The sequence below is a fragment of the Pseudomonas poae RE*1-1-14 genome, from assembly GCF_000336465.1.
GTDB lineage: Bacteria > Pseudomonadota > Gammaproteobacteria > Pseudomonadales > Pseudomonadaceae > Aquipseudomonas > Aquipseudomonas poae.
This window is the reverse complement of the sequence record NC_020209.1, coordinates 4,351,884-4,378,619: the sequence shown is the minus strand read 5'-3', so window position 1 is coordinate 4,378,619 and position 26,736 is coordinate 4,351,884. Positions and strand designations below refer to the sequence as shown.

Annotated in this window: 23 protein-coding genes and 2 pseudogenes; 19 read left to right on the top strand and 6 right to left on the bottom strand. The window is 63.9% G+C overall.

Annotated elements, in window-relative coordinates; genetic code table 11:
- Positions 1 to 79 precede the first annotated feature (79 nt).
- From H045_RS19185 to madM, 13 genes and pseudogenes are all read left to right on the top strand, one after another.
- Positions 80 to 5,899 (top strand): Hpt domain-containing protein, encoded by a 5,820-nt coding sequence (locus tag H045_RS19185; RefSeq protein WP_015373207.1) that lies wholly within the window; start codon positions 80 to 82, stop codon positions 5,897 to 5,899.
- Positions 5,892 to 6,404: a chemotaxis protein CheW gene (locus H045_RS19180; RefSeq protein ID WP_015373206.1), complete on the top strand. Its 513-nt coding sequence runs from the start codon at positions 5,892 to 5,894 to the stop codon at positions 6,402 to 6,404. The genes H045_RS19185 and H045_RS19180 overlap by 8 nt, the downstream gene beginning before the upstream one ends.
- Positions 6,405 to 6,946: 542 nt before the next feature.
- Entirely contained in the window at positions 6,947 to 7,183 is a 237-nt protein-coding gene (locus tag H045_RS19175; protein ID WP_015373205.1) for a DUF6124 family protein, read from the top strand.
- 183 nt (positions 7,184 to 7,366) lie between these two features.
- Positions 7,367 to 7,564, top strand: a pseudogene (locus H045_RS19170) (hypothetical protein); the annotation flags it as partial.
- A gap of 162 nt (positions 7,565 to 7,726) precedes the next feature.
- Positions 7,727 to 9,397: a malonate decarboxylase subunit alpha gene (mdcA, locus tag H045_RS19165; protein WP_003234577.1), complete on the top strand. Its 1,671-nt coding sequence runs from the start codon at positions 7,727 to 7,729 to the stop codon at positions 9,395 to 9,397.
- Positions 9,398 to 10,231 carry a triphosphoribosyl-dephospho-CoA synthase gene (locus H045_RS19160; protein ID WP_003234576.1) on the top strand — a complete coding sequence of 278 codons (834 nt, stop codon included), beginning with the start codon at positions 9,398 to 9,400 and terminating at the stop codon, positions 10,229 to 10,231.
- Positions 10,231 to 10,530 (top strand): malonate decarboxylase subunit delta, encoded by a 300-nt coding sequence (locus tag H045_RS19155; protein WP_003234575.1) that lies wholly within the window; start codon positions 10,231 to 10,233, stop codon positions 10,528 to 10,530. The genes H045_RS19160 and H045_RS19155 overlap by 1 nt, the downstream gene beginning before the upstream one ends.
- Positions 10,523 to 11,365 (top strand): biotin-independent malonate decarboxylase subunit beta, encoded by an 843-nt coding sequence (locus H045_RS19150; protein ID WP_015373203.1) that lies wholly within the window; start codon positions 10,523 to 10,525, stop codon positions 11,363 to 11,365. Before H045_RS19155 ends, H045_RS19150 begins: the two co-directional genes overlap by 8 nt.
- Entirely contained in the window at positions 11,362 to 12,132 is a 771-nt protein-coding gene (mdcE, locus tag H045_RS19145; protein WP_003234571.1) for a biotin-independent malonate decarboxylase subunit gamma, read from the top strand. Before H045_RS19150 ends, mdcE begins: the two co-directional genes overlap by 4 nt.
- Positions 12,126 to 12,722 carry a malonate decarboxylase holo-ACP synthase gene (locus H045_RS19140; protein ID WP_015373202.1) on the top strand — a complete coding sequence of 199 codons (597 nt, stop codon included), beginning with the start codon at positions 12,126 to 12,128 and terminating at the stop codon, positions 12,720 to 12,722. Before mdcE ends, H045_RS19140 begins: the two co-directional genes overlap by 7 nt.
- Positions 12,719 to 13,618, top strand: a complete 900-nt coding sequence (gene mdcH, locus H045_RS19135) for a malonate decarboxylase subunit epsilon (RefSeq protein ID WP_003234567.1) — start codon at positions 12,719 to 12,721, stop codon at positions 13,616 to 13,618. The genes H045_RS19140 and mdcH overlap by 4 nt, the downstream gene beginning before the upstream one ends.
- Positions 13,619 to 13,685: 67 nt before the next feature.
- Entirely contained in the window at positions 13,686 to 14,090 is a 405-nt protein-coding gene (gene madL, locus H045_RS19130) for a malonate transporter subunit MadL (protein ID WP_003234565.1), read from the top strand.
- Between the two features lies 1 nt (position 14,091).
- Positions 14,092 to 14,856, top strand: coding sequence for a malonate transporter subunit MadM (gene madM / locus H045_RS19125; protein ID WP_003234564.1), 765 nt, complete (start codon positions 14,092 to 14,094; stop codon positions 14,854 to 14,856).
- 32 nt (positions 14,857 to 14,888) lie between these two features.
- On the opposite strand, the gene H045_RS19120 is transcribed toward madM, so the two are convergent.
- Positions 14,889 to 15,809 carry a LysR family transcriptional regulator gene (locus tag H045_RS19120; RefSeq protein ID WP_015373201.1) on the bottom strand — a complete coding sequence of 307 codons (921 nt, stop codon included), beginning with the start codon at positions 15,807 to 15,809 and terminating at the stop codon, positions 14,889 to 14,891.
- Positions 15,810 to 15,956: 147 nt separating this feature from the next.
- Between H045_RS19120 and trhA the strand changes: the two genes are divergently transcribed.
- Positions 15,957 to 16,574 carry a PAQR family membrane homeostasis protein TrhA gene (gene trhA, locus H045_RS19115; RefSeq protein WP_015373200.1) on the top strand — a complete coding sequence of 206 codons (618 nt, stop codon included), beginning with the start codon at positions 15,957 to 15,959 and terminating at the stop codon, positions 16,572 to 16,574.
- 30 nt (positions 16,575 to 16,604) lie between these two features.
- Here the strand turns inward: trhA and H045_RS19110 are convergent, their stop codons facing one another.
- Positions 16,605 to 17,507 carry a LysR family transcriptional regulator gene (locus H045_RS19110; protein WP_015373199.1) on the bottom strand — a complete coding sequence of 301 codons (903 nt, stop codon included), beginning with the start codon at positions 17,505 to 17,507 and terminating at the stop codon, positions 16,605 to 16,607.
- 107 nt (positions 17,508 to 17,614) lie between these two features.
- Between H045_RS19110 and H045_RS19105 the strand changes: the two genes are divergently transcribed.
- From H045_RS19105 to H045_RS19095, 3 genes and pseudogenes are all read left to right on the top strand, one after another.
- Positions 17,615 to 18,856: a D-amino acid dehydrogenase gene (locus H045_RS19105; protein WP_003234559.1), complete on the top strand. Its 1,242-nt coding sequence runs from the start codon at positions 17,615 to 17,617 to the stop codon at positions 18,854 to 18,856.
- Positions 18,857 to 18,874: 18 nt separating this feature from the next.
- Positions 18,875 to 19,009, top strand: a pseudogene (locus H045_RS24940) (Rid family hydrolase); the annotation flags it as partial.
- Between the two features lie 24 nt (positions 19,010 to 19,033).
- A complete protein-coding gene (locus H045_RS19095; protein ID WP_015373197.1) occupies positions 19,034 to 19,936 on the top strand; it encodes a transporter substrate-binding domain-containing protein in 903 nt (300 codons plus the stop codon).
- A 130-nt stretch (positions 19,937 to 20,066) separates the two neighbouring features.
- On the opposite strand, the gene H045_RS19090 is transcribed toward H045_RS19095, so the two are convergent.
- Both H045_RS19090 and H045_RS19085 read right to left on the bottom strand, forming a co-directional pair.
- On the bottom strand, positions 20,067 to 20,786 hold the full coding sequence (locus tag H045_RS19090; RefSeq protein ID WP_003234553.1) for a 16S rRNA (uracil(1498)-N(3))-methyltransferase: 720 nt from the start codon (positions 20,784 to 20,786) through the stop codon (positions 20,067 to 20,069).
- A 63-nt stretch (positions 20,787 to 20,849) separates the two neighbouring features.
- Positions 20,850 to 22,256 (bottom strand): adenosylmethionine--8-amino-7-oxononanoate transaminase, encoded by a 1,407-nt coding sequence (locus tag H045_RS19085; RefSeq protein WP_015373196.1) that lies wholly within the window; start codon positions 22,254 to 22,256, stop codon positions 20,850 to 20,852.
- Between the two features lie 272 nt (positions 22,257 to 22,528).
- On the opposite strand from H045_RS19085, the gene H045_RS19080 reads away from it, so the two are divergent.
- Both H045_RS19080 and H045_RS19075 read left to right on the top strand, forming a co-directional pair.
- On the top strand, positions 22,529 to 23,080 hold the full coding sequence (locus tag H045_RS19080; protein ID WP_003234548.1) for a cytochrome b: 552 nt from the start codon (positions 22,529 to 22,531) through the stop codon (positions 23,078 to 23,080).
- Positions 23,081 to 23,112: 32 nt separating this feature from the next.
- The gene (locus tag H045_RS19075; protein ID WP_015373195.1) at positions 23,113 to 23,691 is read left to right on the top strand and encodes a YceI family protein; all 579 of its coding nucleotides are present in this window, start codon (positions 23,113 to 23,115) and stop codon (positions 23,689 to 23,691) included.
- A gap of 126 nt (positions 23,692 to 23,817) precedes the next feature.
- Here H045_RS19075 and rhlE2 read toward each other — a convergent pair whose 3' ends face one another.
- Both rhlE2 and H045_RS19065 read right to left on the bottom strand, forming a co-directional pair.
- Positions 23,818 to 25,716, bottom strand: a complete 1,899-nt coding sequence (rhlE2, locus tag H045_RS19070; protein ID WP_015373194.1) for an RNA helicase RhlE2 — start codon at positions 25,714 to 25,716, stop codon at positions 23,818 to 23,820.
- A gap of 222 nt (positions 25,717 to 25,938) precedes the next feature.
- Entirely contained in the window at positions 25,939 to 26,730 is a 792-nt protein-coding gene (locus H045_RS19065) for a substrate-binding periplasmic protein (RefSeq protein WP_003234544.1), read from the bottom strand.
- Between the last annotated feature and the right edge of the window lie 6 nt (positions 26,731 to 26,736).

The following is a 26,736-nucleotide window of genomic DNA, read 5'->3' as shown; positions in this document are numbered from 1 at the left end:
AAGAACACCACAGTTCAAATGTGGGATATCCATTGTTCTTGGCACCACCAGCAACCCACGAATTCTAAGCGGAGCAGTTATGGTTGATCGGCACGACTACGTGGCCCTCGAATGGGTCAAGAGCGACATTGCCGAAACCCTGAAACAGGCCCGTTCGGCGCTGGACGCGTTTGTCGAAACCCGCGACGCCGACGCCCTGGGCGAGTGCCTTGCGTGCATCCATCAAGTGCATGGCGCGCTGCAAATGGTCGAGTTCTACGGCGCGGCGCTGCTCGCCGAAGAGATCGAGGAACTGGCCCTGGCGCTGCAGGCCGAACGCGTCAGCCAGCGCGACGAAAGCATCCGCCTGCTGCAACAAGCCCTCGGCCAACTGCCGCTGTATCTGGACCGCGTACACAGCGCCCGGCGCGATTTGCCGCTGGTGGTGCTGCCGCTGCTCAACGACCTGCGCAGTGCCCGTGGCGAAAGCCTGTTGTCGGAAACCAGCCTGTTCAGCCCGCAATTGCTGTCGATTGCACCGCTGCCCGACGACGCCCTGGCCCAGCGCGATCAGCCCGAGCTTCACGAGCAATTACGCCAGTGGCAGCACTGGCTGCAACAGGCGCTGGCCGGGTTGCTGCGCGAGGACCACGACCCAAGCAACCTGGAGGACATGGCGCGGGTGTTCGCGCGCCTCGAAGCGCTGTGCCAGGGCGCGCCGCTGCTGCCGTTGTGGCAAGTCACCTCGGCGTTGGTCGAGGGCATGCTCACCGGCGTGATCGCCAACAGCCCGGCGTTGCGCAGCCTGCTCAAGGCCAGTGGCAAACAACTCAAACGCCTGCTCGCCCAGGGCATCGGCGGGATCAACCAACCGGCCCCGGATGGCTTGCTCAAAAGCCTGTTGTTCTACGTCGCCAAGGTCACCCGTCCTACGCCGCGCATGCAGAGTTTGCGGGAGCGCTACGGCCTGGATGACGCCTTGCCCGACAGCGCGCTGGTGGATGCCGAACGCGCGCGCCTGGCGGGGCCGGACCGCAATGCCATGGGCTCGGTGCTCGGTGCGTTGTGTGAGGAGCTGGTGCGGGTCAAGGAGCGGCTGGACCTGTTCGTGCGCAGCGACCGCCAGCACATCGGCGACCTTGACGCGCTGCTGGCGCCGCTGCGCCAGATCGCCGACACCCTGGCGGTGCTGGGCTTCGGCCAGCCGCGCAAAGTGATCATCGACCAGTTGGCTGTGGTGCAGAGCCTGGCCCAGGGTCAGCGCGAGCCCAATGACCCGGTGCTGATGGACGTGGCAGGCGCGTTGCTCTACGTCGAAGCCACGCTGGCGGGCATGGTCGGCACCGTGGAGGCGCAGGGCCGCGAAGAGAGCCGCCTGCCCACCACCGACCTGACGCAGATTCACCAGCTGGTGATCCGCGAATCCTGCCAGTGCCTCAAGCAAGCCCGGGAGTTGGTGATCGATTGCCTCGAAGCCGATTGGGACCGCCAGCACCTGGAGTCGCTGCCGGAGCTGCTGAGTCAGGTGCGTGGCGCGCTGGCCATGATCCCCTTGCCCCGCGCGGCAAGCCTGATGCGCGGCTGCGCCGATTACGTGAATAAACAGTTGATGGTCAACGAGGCCGCGCCGTCCGCCGTGCAGCTGGAGCATTTTGCCGAGGTGATCAGCAGCCTGGAGTATTACCTCGAACGCATGCTCCAGGACCCCGACGCCGACGGCGAGCGGGTGCTGGAAATGGCCACCCAGGGCCTGACCGCGCTGGGCTACCTGCCTGCGGCCAAACCCTGGCGCCAGGCGCTGGTGGCGCCGGAGGGTGCATTGGCGGGCGATGAAGCGCCGAGCCAGTCGCAGTTCGACGCCCTGGCCAGCCCCACCTCACGCCTGAACCCGCCGGCCCGACAACGCCCCGGCAGCCTGTTGCCGCCGCCCGCCGACGAAGCCCCCATCGACGATGAACTGCGCGAAGTCTTCCTCGAAGAAACCGAAGAAGTCCTCGAGGTGCTGCACCGTGACCTGCCCAACAGTGCCGACAAAACCGCCCAGGCTGAAATGCGCCGCGCCTTCCACACCCTCAAGGGCAGCGGCCGCATGGTGCGCGCGCTGGTACTGGCCGAGCTGGCCTGGGCCGTGGAAAACCTGCTCAACCGCGTGCTGGAGCGCAGCGTGGTTCTTGGCGCCGACGTGCAACAGGTGCTGGATGAAAGTGTGGCCCTGCTGCCGGAGCTGATCGCCGATTTTGCCAGCGACGACCAGCACCAGCGCGATGAAGTCGACGCCCTGGCCGCGCGCGCCCACGCCTTGGCCAGCGGCACGCCAACCCACGCCGTCGAACCCCACGACCCGATGCTGTTGGAGATTTTCCGCAACGAAGCCCAGAGCCACCTCGAGAGCCTCAACCTCTTTCTGCACCAGGCGGCCGAACATGTTCCGCTGCATGTGAGCGACGCCCTGCAACGCGCGCTGCACACCCTCAAGGGCAGCGCCTACATGGCCGGTGTGTTGCCCATTGCCGAACTGGCGCGCCCGTTCGATCACCTGACCCGCGAATACAAGGCCCACCGCTTGCCGCTGGACCTGGACGAAGTGGAATTGTTGCTGGAAGCCGAAGGCCTGTTCCAGCAAGGCCTGCGCCAGTTGCACAACGACCCGCTGGCGCCGATCGAAGGCGCGACGGACCTGATCAACCGCACCCAGGTTCTGCTCGACCAGCAGCTTCAAGCCTTGCTCGACGCTCCGGGCACGGGCCTGCGCATCAAGCGCGACCCGCAGTTGATCAGCAACTTCCTGGCCCAGGGCATGGACATTCTGCTGGATGCCGAAAGCCTGCTGCGCCGCTGGCAGCAACACCCCGGCGAGCGTCAGGAACTGAGCGCGCTGCTGGACGAATTGACCACGCTGGGGGAGGGCGCACACCTCGCCGACCTGCACCCTATCGACGCATTGTGCGAAGCCTTGCTCGACCTCTACGGCGCGGTGGAAGAAAGCAGCCTGGCGGTCAGCGCGCAGTTTTTCCACGAGGCCGAGCAGGCCCACGAAGCACTGATCAACATGCTCGACCAATTGGCCGCCGGCCAGGAAATCAGTCCGGCGCCGGCTCGCTTGCAGGCTCTGCGCGAGTTGCTTGACGATGCGCTCGACCCGTCCGCCACCGGGCTGATCACCCGCGACGGCCATAGCGTCCCGAACATCGCCGAACTGGGCGCCGCCACGGCGCGGTTGGAGCAGGCAACGGCGATGGACGATGAGATCGTCGAGATCTTCCTCGAAGAGGCGGTGGACATTCTCGACAGCGCCGGCCAGTCCCTCAAACGCTGGCTGCTGGACCCGGAAAACGCCGCGCCGCTGTCCTCCCTGCAACGCGATCTGCATACCCTCAAGGGCGGCGCGCGCATGGCCGAAATCGAGCCGGTGGGCGATCTGGCCCAGGAGCTTGAGTGTGTGTACGAAGGCCTGGTGGACCGCCGCTACAGCTACTCGGCCGAACTGTCGCGCCTGCTGATGGCCAGTCACGAGCAGTTGGCCTTGCAGCTGGAAGCGCTGCACGACCACCAGCCGTTGAGCGACAGCCGCGAACTGATCGACACCTTGCGCGCGTTGCGCCAGGCCAGTACGCCGGCCGCACCGGTTGCCGCTGCGCAGGCGGCCAGTGCCGACCCCGAGTTGCTGGACATCTTCCTCGAAGAAGCCGCCGATATCCTCGACAGCTCCGGCGCCGCGCTGCTGCGCTGGCAGGCCGAGCCGGGCGGCCGCCAGGAAGTCGAAACCCTGCTGCGCGATCTGCATACCCTCAAGGGCGGCGCGCGCATGGTCGAGATCGCGCCGATTGGCGACCTGGCCCATGAGCTGGAATTTCTCTACGAAGGGCTGTCCGCCGGGTTGCTTGCGCCGTCTGCCGAACTGTTTGCCTTGCTGCAAGGCTGCCACGACCGCCTGGCGCAGATGATCGACGCGGTCGCCGATGGCCTGCCGGTGGGTTCGGTGGACAAGCTGATCACGCGCATCAGAAGCCTGGTGCAGCCCAGCGCGCAACCGCTGGGGCCGGTGGCGTTGCCGGCGGGCAAGAGCGAAACGGCCGTCGACCCCAACGCCGACATGGTGAAGATCTCCGCCGACCTGCTCGACGATCTGGTCAACCTGGCCGGCGAAACCTCGATTTTCCGGGGCCGTATCGAACAGCAGGTCAACGACGCGCGTGCCGCGTTGAGCGAGGTGGAAACCACCATCGAACGCATGCGCGACCAACTGCGCCGGCTCGACAGCGAAACCCAGGGCCGCCTGCTCAGCCGCCAGCAGGCCGAGGCTGAACGCCTGGGCTATGAAGAATTCGATCCGCTGGAAATGGACCGCCACTCCCAGTTGCAGCAGTTGTCCCGCGCGCTGTCCGAGTCGGCCAGCGACCTGCTCGACCTCAAGGAAACCCTTGAGCGCCGCAACCAGGACGCCCATGACCTGTTGCAGCAACAGGCGCGCATCAACACCGCCTTGCAGGAAGGCCTGATGCGCACGCGCATGGTGCCGTTCGAACGCATGCTGCCGCGCCTCAAGCGCATCGTGCGTCAGGTGGCGCAAGAGTTGGGCAAGGATGTGGAGTTCGTGGTCGGCAATGCCGAAGGCGAGATGGACCGCAACGTATTGGAACGCATGGTCGCGCCGCTCGAGCATATGCTGCGCAACGCCGTCGACCATGGCCTGGAATCGCGCGAGGCGCGCCTGTTGGCGGGCAAGCCCGAGACGGGACGCATCAGCCTGGACCTGACCCACGAAGGCGGCGACATTGTATTCGACATGCGCGACGACGGGGCCGGCGTACCCCTCGACGCGGTGCGGCGCAAGGCGATCAAGCGCGGGCTGCTCAAACCCGATCAGGAAATGAGCGACCGCGACGTGTTGCAGTTCATCCTGCAGCCGGGATTTTCCACCGCCGAGAAAATCACACAGATTTCCGGGCGTGGCGTGGGCATGGACGTGGTGCATGAAGAAGTGCGCCAGCTGGGCGGCTCGATGGTGATCGATTCGACCTCGGGAGCCGGCGTGCATTTTCGTATTCGCCTGCCGTTCACCGTGTCGGTCAACCGGGCGTTGATGGTGCAGTGCGCGGACGATCAATACGCAATCCCGCTCAACACCATTGAAGGTCTGGTGCGCGTGCCCCCCCATGAACTGGCCGGGCATTATCAGCAGGACCCGCCGTGTTACGAATACGCCGGTCAGCGCTATGAGCTGTTCTACCTGGGCGACCTGCTGCACACCGTCGGCCGTCCGAAGCTGCTGGGCGAGTACCAGCCGGTACCGGTGTTGCTGGTGCACTGCAATGAGCGGCGCGTGGCGGTGCATGTGGATGCCATGGCCGGCACGCGCGAGATTGTGGTCAAGGGCCTGGGGCCGCAGTTTGCCGGGGTGCAGGGGCTGTCTGGCGCAACGATCCTGGGCGATGGTCGCGTGGTGCTGATCATCGATCTGTTGGCGCATATCCGCGCGCGGCAACCGGCGTTGCCGGCGCAGGCGCTGGAGGCACCGCTGGTGCTCAACGACCCGCTGAAAAAACGTCCGCTGCTGGTGCTGGTGGTGGACGATTCGGTCACCGTGCGCAAAGTCACCAGCCGCCTGCTGGAGCGCAACGGCATGAACGTGCTCACCGCCAAGGACGGCATCGACGCCCTGGCCGTGCTTGAGGAACACACCCCGGACCTGATGCTGCTCGACATCGAAATGCCGCGCATGGACGGCTTCGAAGTGGCGATCCAGGTGCGCAATGACCCACGGCTGATGCGCCTGCCGATTATCATGATCACCTCGCGCACCGGCCAGAAACACCGCGACCGCGCCATGGCCATCGGCGTCAACGACTACCTCGGCAAGCCGTACCAGGAGTCGGTGCTTCTGGAAAGCATCGCCTATTGGAGCACGTCCCATGCTTGACCACCGCGCCAGCCAACTCACCGGCCTGCTGCTGCCCTTGGCCGACCGGCACCTGATACTGCCCAACGTCGCCGTGGCCGAGCTGATCGACTTCCAGCGCGGCGAACCGGCCAGTGACGCACCGCCGTGGTATTTGCGGCAGGTAACCTGGCGTGATCGGCAAATACCCTTGATCAGCTTTGAAGCGGTGTGCGGCGAGGCCAGCCTGACCGGCGAGCGTTCGCGCATCGTGGTGCTGAACGCCCTCGGCGGGCGGCCAACGCTGAAGTTCATCGCGCTGGTGATTCAGGGGATTCCCCGCTCGTACAAACTCGACAGCGAATTGAGCTACGTGGACGTGCCCCTGTGCCCGCTGGAACTGGCGGCAGTGCAGGTGGGCGAGCATGTGGCAAGGGTGCCGGATTTGATGGGGCTTGAAGCGCTGCTGGTCGAGTCCGGCCTGGCCCGATTACCCACCTGTGCATATTCCTGTGAAGATCCAAATGTGGGAGCTGGCTTGCCCTGATGCCGTTCAGTTAAGCGCAGACTCCCTGTGGCGAGCAGGCTTGTCCTGCGTTGGGCTGCGCAGCAGCCCCAAAACCAGGCGCTGAGCCGTATCAGGTACACCCCGTTTTGCTGGAGTGGGGGCGCTTCGCACCCCAACGCGGGGCACGCCCGCTCGCCACAGACGCTCCAGTTTGCTGCGCGAAAGGAGCCTGCGACACTCAATCGCGCTCGAATACGGCTCTCGGAATTTTCCTGCAGGATTTTGGGCTGTGCATGAACTTGTTGAGCACGGCCAGCGCGCCTAGTCTTCGCTCCGTCATCGCAAAAAACGGTGACACGGACGTGCAAGTCCGGTTACATGTCGGCGCATAAACGCCCATAGCCATTCAGCGGGCGTTTTTTATGCCTGCTGTACTTGTTATGGCAGCTGCGCGCGGGAGATCTTTCGAGGTCTGCCGGGGTCCGATATGCCCGGTCTTGCACACCTGCGCACAGCTGCCACCCTTATTCGTGTGCAAGCGGAAAGGGGGCAGCCTCCATCACATATCGGAGCTGTAAATCATGGTCAAACCCACCCCGAGTTCACCCCTCTTCACCGTAACCCCCCAGCAAACCACCGCAACCCTGCTGGTCAATGCCAGCGAAACCCTGTCCTCCCTCAACGCACTCACCTGCACGCTGGCCTTCGACCTTGACGCTTCCCAGCGCGCGATCATGCTCGGCATTCAACAGCTGGCCGAGCTCGGCCAATTGTTGGTCGACAGAGCACTGGAGCAAGTGAGCCCTTCGCCTATCTAAACCACGCCACCGAGCAAATGTGGGAGGGGGCTTACTCCCGATAGCGATGGGTCAGTTGCCTGTTCATCAACTGACCGCCTGCCATCGGGAGCAAGCCCTCTCCCACAGTGAATCGCGCTCGGCTTCAGGCCTCAATCGATCCGCGCAAACCGCTGATTGGGGGAACACCCCTGGAATCCACGGATGGACAGCAAGGCAAACCTGGAGAATCTGCAACGTAGTGGTTTGAAAGTCGAGCCGCCGGATCGCAAGGAGTGTGATGGGCTGATGCGCTCGGCCCGTGACCGGTTGAAAGACGCCGCGACCGCGCCGCTATCGTTCGCCAGTCGTTTTGACCTGGCTTACAGCGCCGCTCATGCCATGGCTCTCACAGCCTTGCGACCGCTATCCACTGAACATCACATTTTGATCTTCACTCACTCCAAGTCAGCATTTGCTGACACTCCATTACTCCAACCGTAACGATCCACCACCCAGCTTGATTGATGGCCCCGCCCATTCACTCCTAAGGTAAGCCCACGACAGCAAACCCGTGGAGCAACCATGACAACAACAAGCACCCCGAACGCGCGCTGGACGCGGCGGCGCGACGAGAAGCGGCGGCGGCTCGGGCTGGTCTCGCACTTCGCAGACGGGGCCGTGTTGCCCGGCGACAGGATCGTCGAAGCCCTCGAAGCGCTGATCCTGCCCGGCGACCGCGTGGTGCTGGAGGGAAATAACCAGAAGCAAGCCGATTTCCTCTCCCGCTCCCTGGCCAAGGCCGACCCCGCCAAACTTCACGATTTGCACATGATCATGCCCAGCGTCGGTCGCTCCGAGCACCTGGACCTGTTCGAAAAAGGCATCGCGCGCAAGCTGGACTTCTCCTTCGCCGGCACCCAATCCCTGCGCATCAGCCAGTTGCTCGAAGACGGCCTGCTGGAAATCGGCGCGATCCATACCTACATCGAACTCTACGCGCGCCTGGTGGTGGACCTGATCCCCAATGTGGTGCTGTCGGCCGGGTTCATGGCCGACCGCGCTGGCAACATCTACACCGGCGCCAGCACCGAAGACACCCCGGCGCTAATCGAACCTGCCGCCTTCAGCGATGGCATCGTCATCGTGCAGGTCAATCAGTTGGTGGACGACGTCAGTGACTTGCCCCGCGTCGACATCCCCGCCAGTTGGGTGGATTTCGTGGTAGTGGCCGACAAACCGTTCTACATCGAACCGCTGTTCACCCGCGATCCGCGCCATATCAAACCGGTGCATGTGCTGATGGCGATGATGGCGATCCGTGGCATCTACGAAAAACACAACGTGCAGTCGCTCAACCACGGCATCGGTTTCAACACCGCCGCGATTGAGTTGATCCTGCCCACCTACGGCGAATCCCTGGGCCTGAAGGGCAAGATCTGCCGCAACTGGACCCTCAACCCGCACCCTACGCTGATCCCCGCCATCGAAAGCGGCTGGGTGCAAAGCGTGCATTGCTTCGGCACCGAACTGGGCATGGAAAACTACATCGCCGCCCGCCCGGACGTGTTCTTCACCGGCCGCGACGGCTCAATGCGCTCCAACCGGATGTTCAGCCAGCTGGCCGGCCAATACGCGGTGGACCTGTTCATCGGCGCCACCCTGCAAGTGGACGGCGACGGCCATTCCAGCACCGTCACCCGTGGCCGCCTTGCCGGTTTCGGTGGCGCGCCGAACATGGGCCACGACCCGCGCGGTCGTCGCCACGGCACCCCGGCTTGGCTGGACATGCGCCACGGCGACGCACCCGAAGCGTTGCTTGAACGCGGCAAGAAACTCGTGGTGCAAATGGTCGAGACCTTCCAGGAAGGCGGCAAGCCCACCTTCGTCGACACCCTCGATGCGGTGGACGTGGCGCGTAAAAGCGGCATGCCCCTGGCGCCGATCATGATCTACGGCGATGACGTCACCCATTTGCTCACCGAAGAAGGCATCGCCTACTTGTACAAGGCGCGCTCCCTCGAAGAGCGCCAGGCGATGATCGCCGCGGTTGCCGGGGTCACCGCCATCGGCCTGCGTCACAACCCCAAGGACACCGCGCGCATGCGCCGCGAAGGCTTGATCGCCTTGCCCGAAGACCTCGGCATTCGCCGCACCGACGCCACCCGCGAGCTGCTGGCCGCCAAGAGCGTGGCCGACCTGGTGGACTGGTCCGGTGGCCTGTACAACCCGCCCGCCAAATTCAGGAGCTGGTAAATGCGCGCTCTCAAACTGCATGAACTGAGCCTGGCCGATCGTCTTGCCGATCTGGCCGTCGATGCGCTGATCGATGAAGCCGACCTGTCGCCCAAGCCCGCACTGGTGGACCGTCGTGGCAACGGCGCCCACCGCGATCTGCACCTGGGCCTGATGCATGCGTCGGCGTTGTCGCTGTGGCCGATGTTCAAGGCGATGGCTGAAGCGGCGCTGGAATGCGGCGAGGTCGGCGTGCCCCTGCGCGAAGCTCTCGGCCGTATCGGCCGCGAAGGCGAGCAGGCGATGCTCGTCACCACGGGCGGCGTGAACACCCATCGCGGGGCGATCTGGGCGCTCGGCCTGCTCACCGCCGCCGCTGCGCTGGCACCACGCGCCATTACGCTGAACGCCGCCAGACTGGCCCTGCTCAACGACCGCCATGCGCCGCAGACCGCAAGCCACGGTGCCCAGGTTGCGCAGCGTTACGGCGCGCGCGGGGCCCGTGAAGAAGCCCAGCTTGGGTTTCCTTCGGTGATGCAACGCGGCCTGCCGCAACTGCACAAAAGCCGTCAGCAGCATGCCGGCGAACAGAACGCGCGCCTGGACGCCCTGCTCGCGATCATGACCGACCTGGCCGACACCTGCGTGCTCTACCGCGCCGGCCTTGAAGGTCAGCGGGCAATGCAGCAGGGCGCCCGGGCTGTGCTCGACGCTGGCGGCAGCGCCACCCTCGCCGGGCGCCGCCAGTTGCACGCACTCGACCAGCAACTGCTGGCGCTGAATGCCTCCCCCGGTGGCGCCGCCGACCTGTTGGCCGCCTGCCTGTTTATCGACCGCCTCGACGGAGCGTTGTGATGGAAACCCTGTCCTTTGAATTCCCTGCCGGGCAGCCGCCCAAAGGCCGTGCGCTGGTGGGCTGCGTCGGCTCGGGCGACCTGGAAGTGCTGCTGGAGCCGGGCACGCCCGGCACGCTGAGCATCCAGGTGCAGACCTCGGTGAACGGCGCGCAGCTGCGTTGGCAGCACTTGTTCGAACGCATCTTCCAGGAACCTACGCCTCCGGCGTTGAACATCGAGATCCATGATTTCGGCGCCACCCCGGGCGTGGTGCGCCTGCGCCTGGAGCAAGGCTTCGAGGAGGTCGGCCATGACTGACTTGCTGAGCAGACACAGCTTTGTCGAGCTCGGTGCCCGGCAGCGCGCCAGGGCCTTGCTGGACAGCGGCACGTTTCGCGAATTGATCGACCCGTTTCAACGCGTCATGTCCCCGTGGCTCAGCCGTCAGGGCGTGGTGCCCCAGGCCGATGACGGCGTGGTGATCGCCAAGGGCAGCATCGCCGGTCTGCCGGTGGTAATCGCCGCCATTGAAGGCAATTTCCAGGGCGGCAGCCTCGGTGAAGTGGGCGGCGCAAAAATCGCCGGGGCGCTGGAACTGGCGGCTGAAGACAACCGCAAGGGTATCGAGACCCGCGCCGTATTGTTGCTGGAAACCGGCGGCGTGCGCCTGCAGGAAGCCAACCTGGGCCTGGCCGCGATTGCCGATATTCACGCGGCGATTGTCGACCTGCGCCAGTACCAGCCGGTGATCGGCGTGGTGGCGGGCAGTGTGGGTTGCTTCGGTGGCATGTCCATCGCGGCCGGGTTGTGCAGCTATCTGGTGGTCACCCGCGAAGCACGCCTGGGCCTGAATGGCCCGCAAGTGATCGAGCAGGAAGCGGGCCTGGAAGAATACGACTCCCGCGACCGCCCCTTTATCTGGAGCCTGACCGGTGGCGAGCAGCGCTTCAACAGCGGCCTGGCCGACCGTTACGTGGCCGACGACGTGGCGCAGCTCCAGCAGACCGTCACCGCGCTGTTGCAGCAAGGCGTGCCCGCACAGCAACGCAGCCGACAGGCCGAGCATTACCTGGCGCGTTTGAACGAGCTGGATGCCTCGCCGCACATCGATGCGGCGACGGTTCGCGCGCTGTATCAGGGAGAACGCTCATGAGAGGGTTGCAGTGGTTTAACGCACTGAGCGCCGGCGCAGCAGCGGTCGCAGGGTTACCGGCCTCGCTGAAAGTCGCTGATGGCATGTTGGGTGGGCAGCCGGTGCGCTTTATTGCCGTGGTCACCGACCCGGATAACCGTTTCCCCCGTGCACGCACTGGCGAGGTCGGCCTGCTGGAGGGCTGGGGCCTGGCCAAGGCCGTGGACGATGCCATCGCCCGTGGCGACCAGCGCCCGATCATCGCCATCGTCGATGTGCCGAGCCAGGCCTACGGCCGGCGCGAAGAAGCCCTCGGCATCCACCAGGCCCTGGCCGCCGCCGCCGACAGTTATGCCCGCGCACGCCTGGCCGGGCACCCGGTGATCGCGCTGCTGGTGGGCAAGGCCATGTCCGGCGCGTTTCTCGCCCACGGCTACCAGGCCAACCGGTTGATTGCCCTGCGCGATCCGGGCGTGATGGTGCATGCCATGGGCAAGGCCTCGGCCGCGCGGGTGACGTTGCGCAGTGTCGAAGAGCTCGAAGCCCTGGCCGCCAGCGTGCCGCCCATGGCCTACGACATCGAAAGCTTTGCCAGCCTTGGCCTGCTGTGGGAGACCCTGTCGGTCAGCCAGATCGAACAGCCCACGGCGGACGATGTGGCGCGGGTCGGTGACTGCCTGCTCAAGGCCATCCGGGATGTAGACGGTCGTGACTTGAGCGGCCGCCTGGGCGCCAGCAATCGCGCCGCCTCCAGCCATGTGCGCCAGTTGCTGCGGGAGCAATGGTGAACGCCCACGACCTGCTCTGGGGCATGACCCCGGCGCAATTGCCCGCCGACGCCCCAGCCTGGGCGGTGGAGGCCATCAGCGCCGGCCATCCGGTGGTGGTGCGCCGCGCCCTTGTCGCGCCGGGCCAGGTGGCGGTCGGTGTGCGCGGGCGTTTGCGCGAGCAGCGCTTTGCCACGCTGATGCCCATTGCGCAGGTGACACGGCGGGTGGCGCCGGAAGCGCTCGGCGCCGTGGTTTCGCCCCGTGACCTCCCGGCGCTGCGCGCGCTCGATCACCTGCGCCCGCTGTTGGGTCACTACGCTTGGGGCGTCACCGGCAGCGCCGGCTTTGAATTGGCGACTGGCATTGAAGCACTGCATGCCCACAGCGATCTGGATTTGATTCTGCGCAGCCCCGAGCGGCTTGAGCGCGACGACGCGCGGGACCTACTGGCCGCCCTCGACACAGCGGTGTGCGTCGTCGATCTGCAACTGCAAACCCCGTCCGGCGCCCTGGCCCTGCGCGAATGGGCCGGCGAGTCGCGCCGCGTGCTGCTCAAAACCTGCGGCGGTGCGCAGCTGGTTACCGATCCCTGGCAGGCCGTGGCATGAGCAGTCTGCTGGTGTTTCCGGGGCAGGGCGCGCAACGGCCGGGCATGCTTGCGCAACTGCCCGCCGAGGTATTGGACGAGGCCAGCGCTGCCCTCGGTGAAGAGGTGCGCCAACTCGATTCGGCGCAGGCCCTCGCCTCGACCCGCGCCGTTCAGCTGTGCCTGTTGATCGCAGGCGTCGCCCACGCTCGGTTGTTGCAGCACACACCGGATTACGTCGCGGGCCTGTCCATCGGCGCCTACCCGGCAGCGGTGATCGCCGGGGCCCTGGACTTTGCCGATGCGCTCAGGCTGGTCGCCCTGCGCGGCGAACTGATGCAAAGCGCTTATCCACAGGGCTACGGCATGACCGCGCTGATCGGCCCCGAGTTATCCACCGTCGAAACCCTGCTGGCCGAGATCCACAGCGCCGAAACGCCGGTGTACCTGGCCAATATCAATGCCGATAACCAGACCGTCATCGCCGGCAGCGACGAGGCCATGCAGCGCGTCGCCGACCGCATCAAGGGCAATGGCGTTGCCAGGCGCCTGGCCGTCAGCGTGCCGTCCCACTGCGCGCTGCTTGAACAACCAGCCCAGGCGCTGGCGCAGGCGTTCGTGCCCCTCACCAAACCGCGTATCACCTACCTGAGCAGCACCCGCGCACGGCCTATCCACAACCCCGAGCAGTTGCGCGATGACCTGGCCTTCAACATGTGCCGCATCGTCGACTGGCGCGGCACTGTGCAAAGCGCCTACGAGCGCGGTGTGCGCCTGCAGATCGAACTGCCCCCCGGCGCCGTGCTCACCGGCCTGTCACGTCGCGTGTTTGACCAGGGCACGGTGATCGCCTGCGAAGGTGCGCGCCTGGACACCCTTCAGGCCCTGCTGCAAGAGGAGGAACGCCGCCACCGATAAAGCACCACCCAAGGCTTTCGAAGCACAACAACAAAAACGTTCGAACGACACTTTGAGGACAACGACAATGATTATCTACGGTGTGGCATTGCTGGCGATCTGCACGCTGGCGGGCGTGATCATGGGCGACATGCTGGGCGTGTTGCTGGGTGTCAAATCCAATGTGGGCGGGGTGGGGATCGCGATGATCCTGCTGATCTGCGCGCGTTTGTGGATGCAAAAGCGCGGCGGCATGACCAAGGATTGCGAAATGGGCGTGGGCTTCTGGGGCGCCCTGTACATCCCGGTGGTGGTGGCGATGGCGGCGCAACAGAACGTGGTCACCGCGTTGCACGGCGGCCCGGTGGCGGTGCTTGCGGCGATCGGTTCAGTGGTGGTGTGCGGGTGCACCATTGCCCTGATCAGCCGCACACACAAGGGCGAGCCGTTGCCGCCCGAAGAGCCGTTGATCCTCGCTGCGGGAGGTCGCTGACATGTGGGACCTCATCGAGAAAGGCCTGGAACATAACGGTCTGATCACCGCGTTTGCCTTCGTCGGCGTTGTCATGTGGATGTCGGTGGTGCTGTCCAAACGCCTCACGTTCGGACGCATTCACGGTTCGGCGATTGCCATCGTGATTGGCCTGGTGCTGGCCTGGGTGGGCGGCACGTTGACCGGCGGGCAAAAGGGCCTGGCGGACCTGGCGCTGTTCTCCGGCATCGGCCTGATGGGCGGCGCAATGCTGCGTGACTTCGCCATCGTCGCCACCGCGTTTGAGGTGCAGGCCACCGAAGCGCGCAAGGCCGGGCTGATCGGTGTGATCGCGCTGCTGCTGGGCACAGTCCTGCCGTTTATCGTCGGTGCGAGCATGGCCTGGGTGTTTGGCTATCGCGATGCGGTCAGCATGACCACCATCGGCGCGGGCGCCGTGACGTACATTGTTGGCCCGGTAACCGGTGCGGCGATTGGCGCGACCTCGGATGTGATGGCGCTGTCGATTGCCACCGGGTTGATCAAGGCGATTCTGGTGATGGTGGGCACGCCGGTGGCGGCGCGCTGGATGGGGTTGGACAACCCGCGTTCGGCGATGGTGTTTGGGGGATTGGCCGGCACGGTCAGCGGGGTGACGGCGGGGCTGGCGGCGACGGATCGGCGGTTGGTGCCGTATGGGGCGTTGACGGCGACGTTCCATACCGGGCTTGGGTGTTTGCTGGGGCCTTCGTTGTTGTACTTCATTGTGCGGGGGCTGGTGGGCTGAATTGGAGGTGGGTGGTGGCGGGTCTGGCGCTATCAGGCTCGCAGCTGCCGATTGGCATACATCCGACACTCCGCCAGCAACGCCAGCAAGTTCGGATCTCGCTCCTTGGCCTTCAAGAACACCACCCCAATCTGCTGCTGCAAGCGGTACCTGGCTTGCAGCGGTATCAGCTTCACGCGGTTCTCGTACACCGCCGCAATCCGCCCGGGCAGCAGGGCATAACCCACGCCGGAACTGACCATGCTCAGCAAGGTGAAGATGTCGTTGACCTGCATCGCCACCTTCGGCTCGAACCCCGCCTGCTTGAATACGCGATTGCCATCCTGATGGGTGGCGAAGCCCTGGGTGAGGGTGATGAAAGTGGCGTCGCGCACATCGGCCAGGTCGATCTCCTGCTCGCGGTCGAAGGGTGAGTCGGCGGGCGTGGCGAGGAAAATATCGTCGGAAAACAGCGCAATCTGCTCGCAGTCGGGGTCGTTGGCGTGTTCGTCCAGGGAGATGAGGATCGCGTCCACTTCCATGTTCTTGAGCTTGTAGAGCAGGTCGAAATTGGAGCCCAGGATCAGGTCGATGTTGAGTTCGCTGCGGCGGATCTTCAGGCCCATGATCAGTTGCGGCACGGTCTTTACGGTCAGCGAGTAGAGCGAGCCGAGCTTGAAACGCTCGGCGGAGAAACCGGCGGCTTCGCGAGTGAGGCGCACACTGTCGACCACGTCGGCCACCAGTTTTTGTGCACGTTCTTCCAGCACATAGGCACTTTCCAGCGGCGTAAGGTTGCGCCCCTCGTGCTTGAACAACGGGCAGCGCAGGGCGTTTTCCAGGGAGTGAATGGCGCGGTGCACGCTGACGTTGCTGGTGTGCAACTCGGCGGCGGCGCGCGCCAGGTTGCCGGTGCGCATGAACGCCAGAAAGATTTCCAGCTTCTTGAGGGTGAACTCTTCGTCGATCAGCATGGCCGTGGCTCGGGTTCGAATGCGCTCGATTGTGCCTGCAAACGCGCGGCGCTCCCAGTCAGGAACAACACACGGCACTTGCACTCTGATGCGCAAGGCTGGACGCTTGCCAGCCTGTTCCTTTGGCTGACGGGAGGTTTACGACAGATGTACCACGGAGAACGATTCAACGCCTGGAGCCATTTGCTTGGTGCGGTCGCGGCGTGTATTGGCGCTGTGTGGATGTTGGTGGTGGCGAGCCTGGACGGCAGCCCCTGGAAGATCGTCAGCGTGGCGATTTATGGCTTTACGTTGATGGTGCTGTACAGCGCCTCGACGGTGTACCACAGCGTGCAGGGCCGGCGAAAAGAGATCATGCAGAAGGTTGATCACTTTTCGATCTATTTATTGATCGCTGGCAGCTATACGCCGTTTTGCCTGGTGACGCTGCGCGGGCCGTGGGGCTGGACGCTGTTCGGGATTGTGTGGGGGCTGGCGGTGATCGGCATCCTGCAGGAGATCAAGCCGCGCTCCGAAGCACGGATCCTGTCGATTGTTATCTATGCCGTGATGGGCTGGATCGTGCTGGTGGCGGTCAAGCCGCTGCTCGCCGCGCTGGGCACGGCGGGGTTTGCGTGGCTGGCGTCGGGCGGAGTGCTGTACACCGTGGGCATTATCTTTTTTGCGCTGGAGGATCGGCTGCGGCATTCCCACGGGATCTGGCACTTGTTCGTGATCGGCGGCAGCCTGCTGCATTTTGTGGCGATCATGCATTACGTGCTCTGATCCATAGACAGCAGGCGCTCGCTTCTGCCGTTATAGCGTAGCCAACTGTTTTTGTGCCCATTGGCTGGCGATGTTCAGCAACTTCGCCAGCATATGCGGCGGCGGCTCGTCGGCCCGGGTCAGGGCGTAGAGGGTGATCGGCAGCGGCGGGGTGAGTGTGCGGATGCAGGTGGTGGCGGTGGATGCGCCAAGCGCGGTAAAGGGGCCGATCACGGTCAGGCCGGCGCCGGACTCGACCATGGCGCGGGCCAGGGAGTAAGTCTGCACCGATATCGTCACGTGCGGTGGCGGGTTGACATTTTCCAGGTAACTGTCGAGTTTGGTGGCCAACGGGTCGGCACTGGAAAGGCCGATCAGCGGAGCTCCCGCCAGGTCGGCCAGGGGCAATGGCTGGCTCAGCTGCGCGTCGGGCCAGTAACCCTTGGACGCCAGCGCCACCAGCACGCCGTTGGCCAGTACTTGGGTGGTAAGCCCCGGATGGCCGGAAAAATTCAGCGTCAGCGCCAGGTCAATTTCGCGCATCAACAGTTTCTGCACCAGCTCGCGGCTGTGGTCGCTGGACAGCTCGCAGGCGATGTCCGGGTAGTCGCGCCGCCATTCCAAAACCGCTGGCGGCAACAACGACAATGCCAGTGCCGGGATCGCACCAATACGCACGCTGTGTCCCGGCGCGCGGCGCAAACTCCTGGCCAGGCGCCTCACGCTCTGCAGGCTCTCGGTCACTTTCTCGACTTCGCGCTCCAGCGCCAGGGCTTCCGGCGTGGGCTGCAATTTGCCGCGTACCCGCAGAAACAGCGGGAAGCCCAGTTGCAGTTCGGCATGCTGCAATACCTTGGTGACGGCCGGTTGCGAGACGTGCAGCAACTGCGCCGCAGCGCTGACCGAGCCGGTCTGGCGGATAGCCTGGAAGATTTCGATATGACGCAAGCGCATGGCGAGTCCATAACCTTTGTTTATAGGTGCACCATCTTTATTCATTGTCGGCGGCCTGTCACCTGGCCCTACGCTGAGCGTCTCTTAATCAACGGCTGGGGGCTGGGATGGCCAGGCAGGTTTGCATCATCGGGGGCGGGGTTATCGGTCTGGCGAGCGCTTATGCGTTGGTGCGTGCCGGCCATGAAGTGACGCTGATCGAGGCGCGCGACAGCCTGGCCAGCGAAACCAGTTACGCCAATGGCGGGCAGTTGTCCTATCGCTATGTTGCCCCGCTGGCCGACGCCGGGGTGCCGCTGCAAGCGATCGGCTGGTTGCTGCGCGGTGACTCGCCATTGAAGCTGCGCCCGCGCCTCGACCCCCGGCAATGGCGCTGGATGGCCGCCTTCATCGGCGCCTGCCGTGGATCGGTGAACAAGCGCAATGCCACGCACCTGCTGCGCCTGGCCTCCCTGAGTCAGGACACCTTGCAGCAATGGCGCGAGGAAGATTGCCTGGGCGACTTCGACTGGCGACGCAATGGCAAGCTGGTGACGTTTCGCAACGCCAATACCTTTGAACATGCCCGCAGAAAAGCGGCCAATGTTCTGCAACAGCAGGTGTTGTCTGCTACCGATTGCGCGCGCCTGGAACCGACGCTGACGGGTGATGATTTTGTCGGCGGGATCTACACGCCCAACGAGGAAGTGGCGGATTGTCATGCCTTTTGCCAGCAATTGGCGGCGCGGCTTGAAGCATCGGGGCGTTGCACGTTTTTGTTGGGGCGCAGGGTCACCGGGATTCGTCACACCGACGGAGTGGTGCACACCCTCCAATTGGGTGATGAGGTAATGCCGACCGAGCACGTGGTGCTGGCGGCAGGGCATCGCAGCGCGCAATTGGGCTTGCCGGGGTTATCACTGCCGCTGTATCCGCTCAAGGGCTACAGCCTGAACGTGCCGATTGGCGCGCAGCACCAGGCGCCGAATGTGAGCATCACCGACTATGACCGCAAGATCGTCTACGCGCGCATCGGTGAGCAACTGCGCGTAGCTGCCATGGTGGATATCGTCGGTTTTGATGCCAGCCTTGAGCCCAAACGGCTGGCCCTGATGAAACGCCAGGCCCTGGAGACTTTTCCGTTGGCCGGCGACTACGCCCACGCGGTGGAATGGGCCGGCATGCGCCCGGCCACGCCGACTGGCGTGCCGCTGATTGGTGCCAGTGTTTATCGCAACCTGTGGCTGAACCTAGGTCACGGCGCCCTCGGTTTTACCTTGGCCAGCGGCAGCGCCCAGCTGTTGGCTGAACTGATCAACCAACAGGTTCCTTCCATTGACATGCAGGGCCTGACGCCCCGCGCCGCTTGAGGATGCCCCATGACCATCGGTTTTGCACCGATGAACGAGGTGTGGTCCGCGTGGCTGTCGCCGGGGATGGCGCCTGCGCGCACCGCCCTGCAAGCGGAGCTGGCGCGGCCGAATGTGCTGGTGGAAATCAGCGTGATTGCCGTACGTAAATAACTCGAAGACCAACGGAGCATAACAATGAAAAATATCCTGTTGACCGGCTGCACCCTGGGGCTTTTGTTTGGCGCGCAGGCTTATGCGACTCAAGCCCCTTTGGACGGCACGCTAAGCAAGATCGCCAATGCCAAGTCCATCACCCTGGGCTATCGCGATGCGTCGGTGCCGTTTTCCTACGTGGGTGATAACAGTGGCAAACCCATGGGCTATTCGGTGGACCTGGCCAGCAAGATCGTCGAGCGTATCCAGCAGAAAACCGGGGTGGCCAACCTCAACGTCAAGTACAACCTGGTGACCTCACAGACCCGTATTCCGCTGGTGCAGAACGGCACCGTCGACCTGGAATGCGGCTCTACCGGGGTGACGGCCGACCGGCAGAAGCAGGTGGCGTTTTCCTATGGGTTTATTTACGTGAAGGGGCAATTGCTGACGGCGAAGGACAGCGGCATCAAGGGCTTTGCCGACCTCAATGGCAAGAACGTGGTCACCACCGCCGGAACCACCAACGAACGATTCCTCAAGAGCTATAACGCCGAGCATGAGGCCAATATGTTTGTGATCAGCGCCAAGGACCACGGTGAAGCGTTCAAGATGCTCGAGACTGGCCGCGCCGTGGCGTTCTACATGGACGACGCGTTGCTCTACGGCGAGCGTGCCAAGGCCAGGGACCCGCATCACTGGGTGGTGGTGGGCGAAGAGCAATCGCGGGAGATCTACAGCTGCATGGTGCGCAAGGACGACCCGCAGTTTCTCGCGATGGTCAACGAGGCGCTCGGCGACCTGTACCGCAGTGGCGAGATCAACGGGATTTACCAGCGCTGGTTCGAACAGCCGATCCCGCCGAAGGGCTTGAACCTGGAGTTCCCGATGACCAGCGAGCTGAAGGCGATTATTGCCAAACCGGTGAGTGACCCGGTGGAGTAATAACCCAATCCAAATGTGGGAGCGGGCTTGCTCGCGAAGATGGAGTGTCAGCCAGTGTATTGGGCGACTGATCCACCGCATTCGCGAGCAAGCCCGCTCCCACATGTTTGATTGAGTTTGCAAGGCAAGGTTAGAAGTCGCCCCAGAGTTGTTGGGCGACGGCCAGCGCGACTACGGGCGCGGTCTCGGTGCGCAGCACGCGCGGGCCGAGGCGGGCGGCGTGGTAGCCGGCGGTTTGCGCGATTTCGACTTCTTTGTCGGTCAGCCCACCCTCCGGCCCGATCAGGAACGCCAGGTTCGCCGGCTTCGCATGGCTGACCATCGGCTCGGCCACCGGGTGCAGCACCAGCTTCAAATCCGCCTCGGTCTGCTTCAGCCAGTCCGCCAGCAACAGTGGCGGATGAATCACCGGCACCGTCGAACGCCCACATTGCTCGCACGCGCTGATCGCCACCTGGCGCCAGTGCTGCAGGCGTTTGTCGGCGCGTTCGTCTTTAAGGCGCACTTCACAGCGCTCGCTGAAAATCGGCGTGATGGCGTTGACGCCCAGCTCGGTGGCTTTCTGGATCGCCCAGTCCATGCGTTCGCCACGCGAGAGGCCCTGGCCGAGGTGGATGTGCAGGGGCGATTCAGCTTGGCCAGCGAAGCTTTCGGTGAGTTGCACGGTGACGCGTTTTTTACCCACATCCAGCAGGCTGCCCAGGAACTCCTCGCCGGAACCGTCGAATAATTGCACGGCGTCGCCTTCGACCATGCGCAGCACCCGGCTGATGTAGTGCGCCTGGGCTTCGGGCAGCTCATGCTCGCCAAGGCTCAGCGGCGCGTCGGTAAAAAAACGGGACAGTCTCATGTCTGTTCTCTGAAGAGGGTTATGCAGCAGCGAGCAAGCTCGCCTCTGCAAGGAATGGGTCGATCAACCCGGATCACGGAAGCCTGGGTGGAAGTCCGTCGGCACCGCCACGCTGATGTTGCTGTTGGTCGCGATGTCGATGCCTTCGCTGGCTACTTCTGCGAGGAAGTCGATCTGCTCCGGCGTAATCACATACGGCGGCAGGAAATACACCACGCTGCCCAGTGGCCGCAACAGCGCGCCGCGCTCCAGGGCGTGCTCGAAGACCTTGAGACCACGGCGTTCCTGCCACGGGTAGGCGGTCTTGGTGGCTTTGTCCTGCACCATCTCGATGGCCAGCACCATGCCGGTCTGGCGCACTTCCGAGACGTGGGGATGGTCCACCAGATGCGCGGTGGCCGTGGCCATGCGCTGGGCCAGGGCCTTGTTGTTTTCGATGACGTTGTCTTCTTCGAAAATATCCAGGGTCGCCAGGGCCGCGGCGCAGGCCAGCGGGTTGCCGGTATAGCTGTGCGAATGCAGGAACGCGCGCAGGGTGGGGTAGTCGTCGTAGAAGGCGTCGTAGACGTCGTCGGTGGTGACCACGGCCGCCAACGGCAGGTAGCCGCCGGTGAGGGCTTTGGACAAGCACAGGACGTCCGGGCGGATGCCGGCTTGTTCACAGGCGAACATGCTGCCGGTGCGGCCAAAGCCCACAGCGATTTCATCGTGGATCAGGTGCACGCCGTAGCGATCACACGCTTCGCGCAGCAACTTGAGGTACACTGGATGGTACATGCGCATGCCGCCGGCGCCCTGGATCAGCGGCTCGACGATGACGGCGGCGACGGTGTCGTGGTGGTCGGCGAGGGTCTGTTCCATCGCCAGGAACATCGTGCGCGAGTGTTCTTCCCAGCTCACGCCCTCGGGGCGCAGGTAGCAGTCGGGGCTTGGCACTTTAAGGGTGTCGAGCAGCAGCGCCTTGTAGGTTTCGGTAAAGAGCGGCACGTCGCCTACCGACATCGCTGCGATGGTTTCGCCGTGGTAACTGTTGGTGAGGGTGACGAAGCGTTTTTTATTCGGCAGGCCGCGGTTGAGCCAGTAGTGAAAGCTCATCTTCAAGGCGACTTCGATGCACGACGAACCGTTGTCGGCGTAAAAGCAGCGGGTCAGGCCTTCGGGCGTCATTGCCACCAGGCGCTCGGACAGCTCGATCACCGGCTGGTGGCTGAAACCGGCGAGGATCACGTGTTCGAGCTGGTCGACCTGGTCCTTGATGCGCTGGTTGATACGCGGATTGGCGTGGCCAAACACGTTGACCCACCATGAACTGACAGCGTCGAGGTAGCGCTTGCCTTCGAAGTCTTCCAGCCACACGCCTTCACCGCGTTTGATCGGGATCAACGGCAGTTGCTGGTGGTCTTTCATCTGGGTGCAGGGATGCCACAGCACCGCGAGGTCGCGCTGCATCCACTGGTTATTCAGGCCCATCGGTGATCTCCTCGAAGCGGTCCTGCGCTGGCGCAGGTGAAACAATCGCGCAAGCCTATGCAATGGGCGGCTGTGTCACAACCCATTACGGATGAATTGGCAGTAAACGCGGGACGGTGTGTCACGTTTATTCCGAATAGTCCTTAATCCGATGTTAATTTACTGTTCATACCCTCCAGATCGTATTTTTCGATATTTCAAAGCGAAATTTTCGGCTTTAATTCGATAGGTAAATCGCTAGTCTTGGGCGCAGCACTTACGGGATTAAGTACATGCAGTTACGCAATTCTTCGGCCCGTTACGGTTGGGTCAGCATGGTTCTGCATTGGGGCGTGGCCCTGGTGGTGTTCAGTCTGTTTGCGCTGGGCCTGTGGATGGTCGGCCTGGACTATTACAGCGCGTGGCGCAAAGAGGCGCCGGACCTGCACAAGAGCATTGGTATCACGCTGTTCGCCATCATGCTGGTCCGGGTGGTGTGGCGCCTGCTCAGCCCGCCGCCACCGGCGCTGGCCAGCTACAGCCGCATGACCCGTATCGGTGCCGCCTTCGGCCATGTCTTTCTGTACGTGGGCCTGTTTGCGGTGATGATTGCCGGTTACCTGATTTCCACCGCAGACGGTGTCGGGATCCCGGTGTTTGGCTTGTTTGAAATTCCCGCGCTGGTTTCCGGTCTACCGGACCAGGCAGACACCGCCGGCTGGGTGCACCTGTACCTGGCCTGGGTGTTGGTGGTCTTCGCCGGTTTGCATGGCGTGGCTGCGTTGAAACACCACTTTATCGATCGTGATGTGACCCTGCTGCGAATGCTGGGGCGCAAAGCCTGATGTTCAACCTCGACTCACAAGGAATAGAAAGCATGTTGAAAAAGACCCTCGCTGCTCTGGCAGTCGGTACCGCGCTGCTGTCCGCAGGTCAGGTAATGGCCGCTGACTACAAGATCGACAAGGAAGGCCAGCACGCCTTCATCGACTGGAAAATCAGCCACCTGGGCTACAGCTACATTCACGGTACCTTCAAGGATTGGGATGGCTCGTTCAGCTGGGATGCCGCCAAGCCTGAAGCCAGCAAAATCGCAGTCGACGTGAAGACCGCGAGCCTGTGGTCCAACCACGCCGAGCGTGACAAGCACATCGCCAGCAAAGACTTCCTGGACGTTGCCAAGTTTGCCGATGCCAAGTTCGTGTCGACCGCCGTCAAATCCACCGGCGAGAAAACCGCTGACGTGACCGGCGACCTGACCTTCCACGGCGTGACCAAGCCCGTGGTATTCAAGGCCACCTTCAACGGTGAAGGCAAGGATCCATGGGGCGGCGAACGTGCTGGCTTCAATGCCAAGACCACGCTTAACCTGACCGACTTCGGCATCAAGGGCCCAGGCCCGACGTCGCAGACCGTCGACCTGGACATCTCGCTGGAAGGCGTGAAGCAGAAGTAATTTTCTCGCCTGAATGCGTTCAGTGTGGGAGGGGGCAAGCCCCCTCCCACATTTTTGATCTGTGTCACAGGCAAAAAAATGCCCCGTCTCCAAGGAGCCGGGGCATTTTTTATGGCGTTTTGAAACTCAGCGGTTGCGGGTCAGCAGCGCTGGTTTCTCACCACGAGGACGGCCTGGCAGTTGATCCAACTGCTCGGGTGTCGGGAAGCGGTCGGCTTTCGACTCCTTGTGGATAATCTTTGGCGCCGTGCCACTGCGCGGGTTCTGCACGGCCGGCTCGGAGGAGCGTTGTGGCTCGTCACGGGCCGGGCGGCGATTGTTGCTGCGCGAGTCTTCGCGGCGGGCCTGGCCGTCACGCGGTGCGCCGTTGCGCGGGCCGTTGCGCGGGCCGCTGCGTTTGGCCGGCGGGGTGCCGGTGGTGCCACCGCTGCTGTTGCGTGGGCCGTTCTGGCGAGCGCCTTGGGGCTGACCGCCACGTGGCGCAGATGCGCCAGCGCCTTGTGCCGGAGCACCCGGCCGCCGACCACGGCCCTGAGCCGGTTTGGCCTGAGGCACGTAGTCGACGCGATTACCGAAGTTGTCCACATCGTCGTCCAGGAACTCGTCCGGGGCACGGTCCGACGCGGCGCGTGGCGGCTGGCTCGGCTGACGCTGTTCGCGCGCCGGAGTGCCTTCACGGGGCTTCTGCTCGCGGGCCGGGCGTTCGCCACGGGCATTGGCCGGCGCTTTGTCCTTGCCGCCCTTGTCCTTGCCCTTGTCGCGACGGCCACCGCCGCCACCGCCACCGTTGGGGCCATCGCCCTTCGGACCGCGTGGGTTGCGCGGGTTACGCACGTCTGGACGCTCGCGCACTTCTGGCTTTTCGGCCTCTACGGCGCTGGAGTCGAAGCCCATCAGGTCGCCGTCAGCGATTTTCTGCTTGGTCATGCGCTCGATGCTTTTCAGCAGTTTTTCTTCGTCCGGTGCAACCAGCGAGATGGCTTCGCCCGAACGACCGGCCCGGCCGGTACGGCCGATACGGTGCACATAGTCTTCGTCGACGTTTGGCAGCTCGAAGTTGACCACGTGCGGTAACTGGTCGATATCCAGGCCGCGCGCGGCGATATCGGTGGCCACCAGGATGCGCACAGTGCCGGCCTTGAAGTCGGCCAGGGCTTTGGTGCGCGCGTTCTGGCTCTTGTTGCCGTGGATGGCGACGGCGGTGAGGCCGTGCTTGTCCAGGTACTCGGCCAGGCGGTTGGCGCCGTGCTTGGTGCGGGTGAATACCAGCACCTGTTCCCACGCACCGTGGGTGATCAGGTGCGCCAGCAGCGAGCGCTTGTGGCTGGCGGCCAAGCGGAAGACGCGTTGTTCGATACGCTCGACCGTGGTGTTGGGCGGCGTGACTTCAATACGTTCCGGGTTGTGCAGCAGCTTGCCAGCCAGGGCGGTGATGTCATTGGAGAACGTCGCCGAGAACAGCAGGTTCTGACGTTTGGCCGGCAGTCGGGCGAGGACCTTTTTCACATCATGGACAAAGCCCATGTCGAGCATGCGGTCGGCTTCGTCCAGCACGAGGATTTCCACGTGGGACAGATCGACGCTGCCTTGGCCGCACAGGTCGAGCAAGCGACCCGGGCAGGCGACCAGCACGTCAACGCCACGGGACATGGCCTGAACCTGCGGGTTCATGCCGACGCCGCCGAAGATGCAGGCGCTGACGAACTTCAGGTCGCGGGCATACAGCTTGAAGCTGTCGTGCACTTGGGCTGCGAGTTCGCGGGTGGGGGTCAGGACCAGTACGCGCGGTTGGCGCGGGCCGTGACGCTGGGATTTGTCCGGGTGACCGTTGGGGAACAACCGCTCCAGAATCGGGAGGGCGAAACCGCCGGTTTTACCAGTACCTGTCTGCGCCGCAACCATCAGGTCGCGACCTTGCAACACGGCGGGAATAGCCCGCTGTTGCACCGGAGTAGGCTCGGTATAGCCCGCTGCCTCGATGGCGCGGACTAAAGCCTCGGAGAGACCGAGGGAAGCAAAGGACATGAGTAATCCTGTTTTAGTTAGGGCTTGGCCCAAAGGGATAATCTTGCCGGGCGTGAATGGCGCTTAGGGGAGCGTAATCCCGTCCGGTCCTGCTGCGTCTGGCGGGCACTCCACCGGCTCGCGCGGGCTGCAAAGCTGCGCTGTAGCGGGGTTGGGTGCCTTTTTCAAGACCTCAGCGGCCGGGCGTAAGCCTGGCGGGAAGGCCGGAGTATAACAGAGCAATCACTTTACGCCGCTTTCCTGCTGCTCAACGGTGCCTTGTGCTGCAGAAATGGCCTGGCTCCCGGCATATTTGGCGCTCAGGGCGGCGTAGGCAGGCTCCTGCTTGAAGCGTTTGAGCTCGGCGGCAAAGCGCTGTACCAGCAGGTCCATGCCTGCGCCACGGCGCACGGCGAGAAACTGCGGCTGGCGGTTGATCACCAGGGATGCCTGGCTGACCTTGTCCTGCAGCGCAAGGCGCTTGATCAGGTGTTGCCCTACACGGCGGTCGGTAATGGCCAGGTCGATGCGTCCGAGCAGCAGCTTGCCGAAGTTGGCTTCATGGCTCGCGGCGGGCTCGCGCTTGAACTGCGGGGCGTCATTGAAGCCGTCGGCATACAGGTAACCCGGCGACGTACCCACCGTCAGCCCGGCAAGATCGTCCAGGGAACTGGCCGGGTGCGGGCGGTCGTTGGCATAGAACAACACGAATTCCACGGTCGACAGCGGTTCGCTGGGGTACAGCAGCTGGGCGTCGCGCTCATGGTTTCGGAAGATATCCAGCACACCATCGGCGTGGCCCTGCTCGAGCATCGCCAGGCAGCGCTTCCAGGGCAGGAACTGCCATTGCACCTCTACGCCCAGGCGCTCGAACACAATGACCGTGGTTTCATAGTCGAGCCCGCGCATGGTGCCCTTGTCGTCGTACACATAGGGCGCCCAGGGCTCGGTGACAATGCGCAATGTCTCGCCGTGAGCGGCCAGGCTCAGGCAAGTGAAAAGGGCAGCGCTCAACAGCTTGAAAAGGGCAGGCATGCCCTG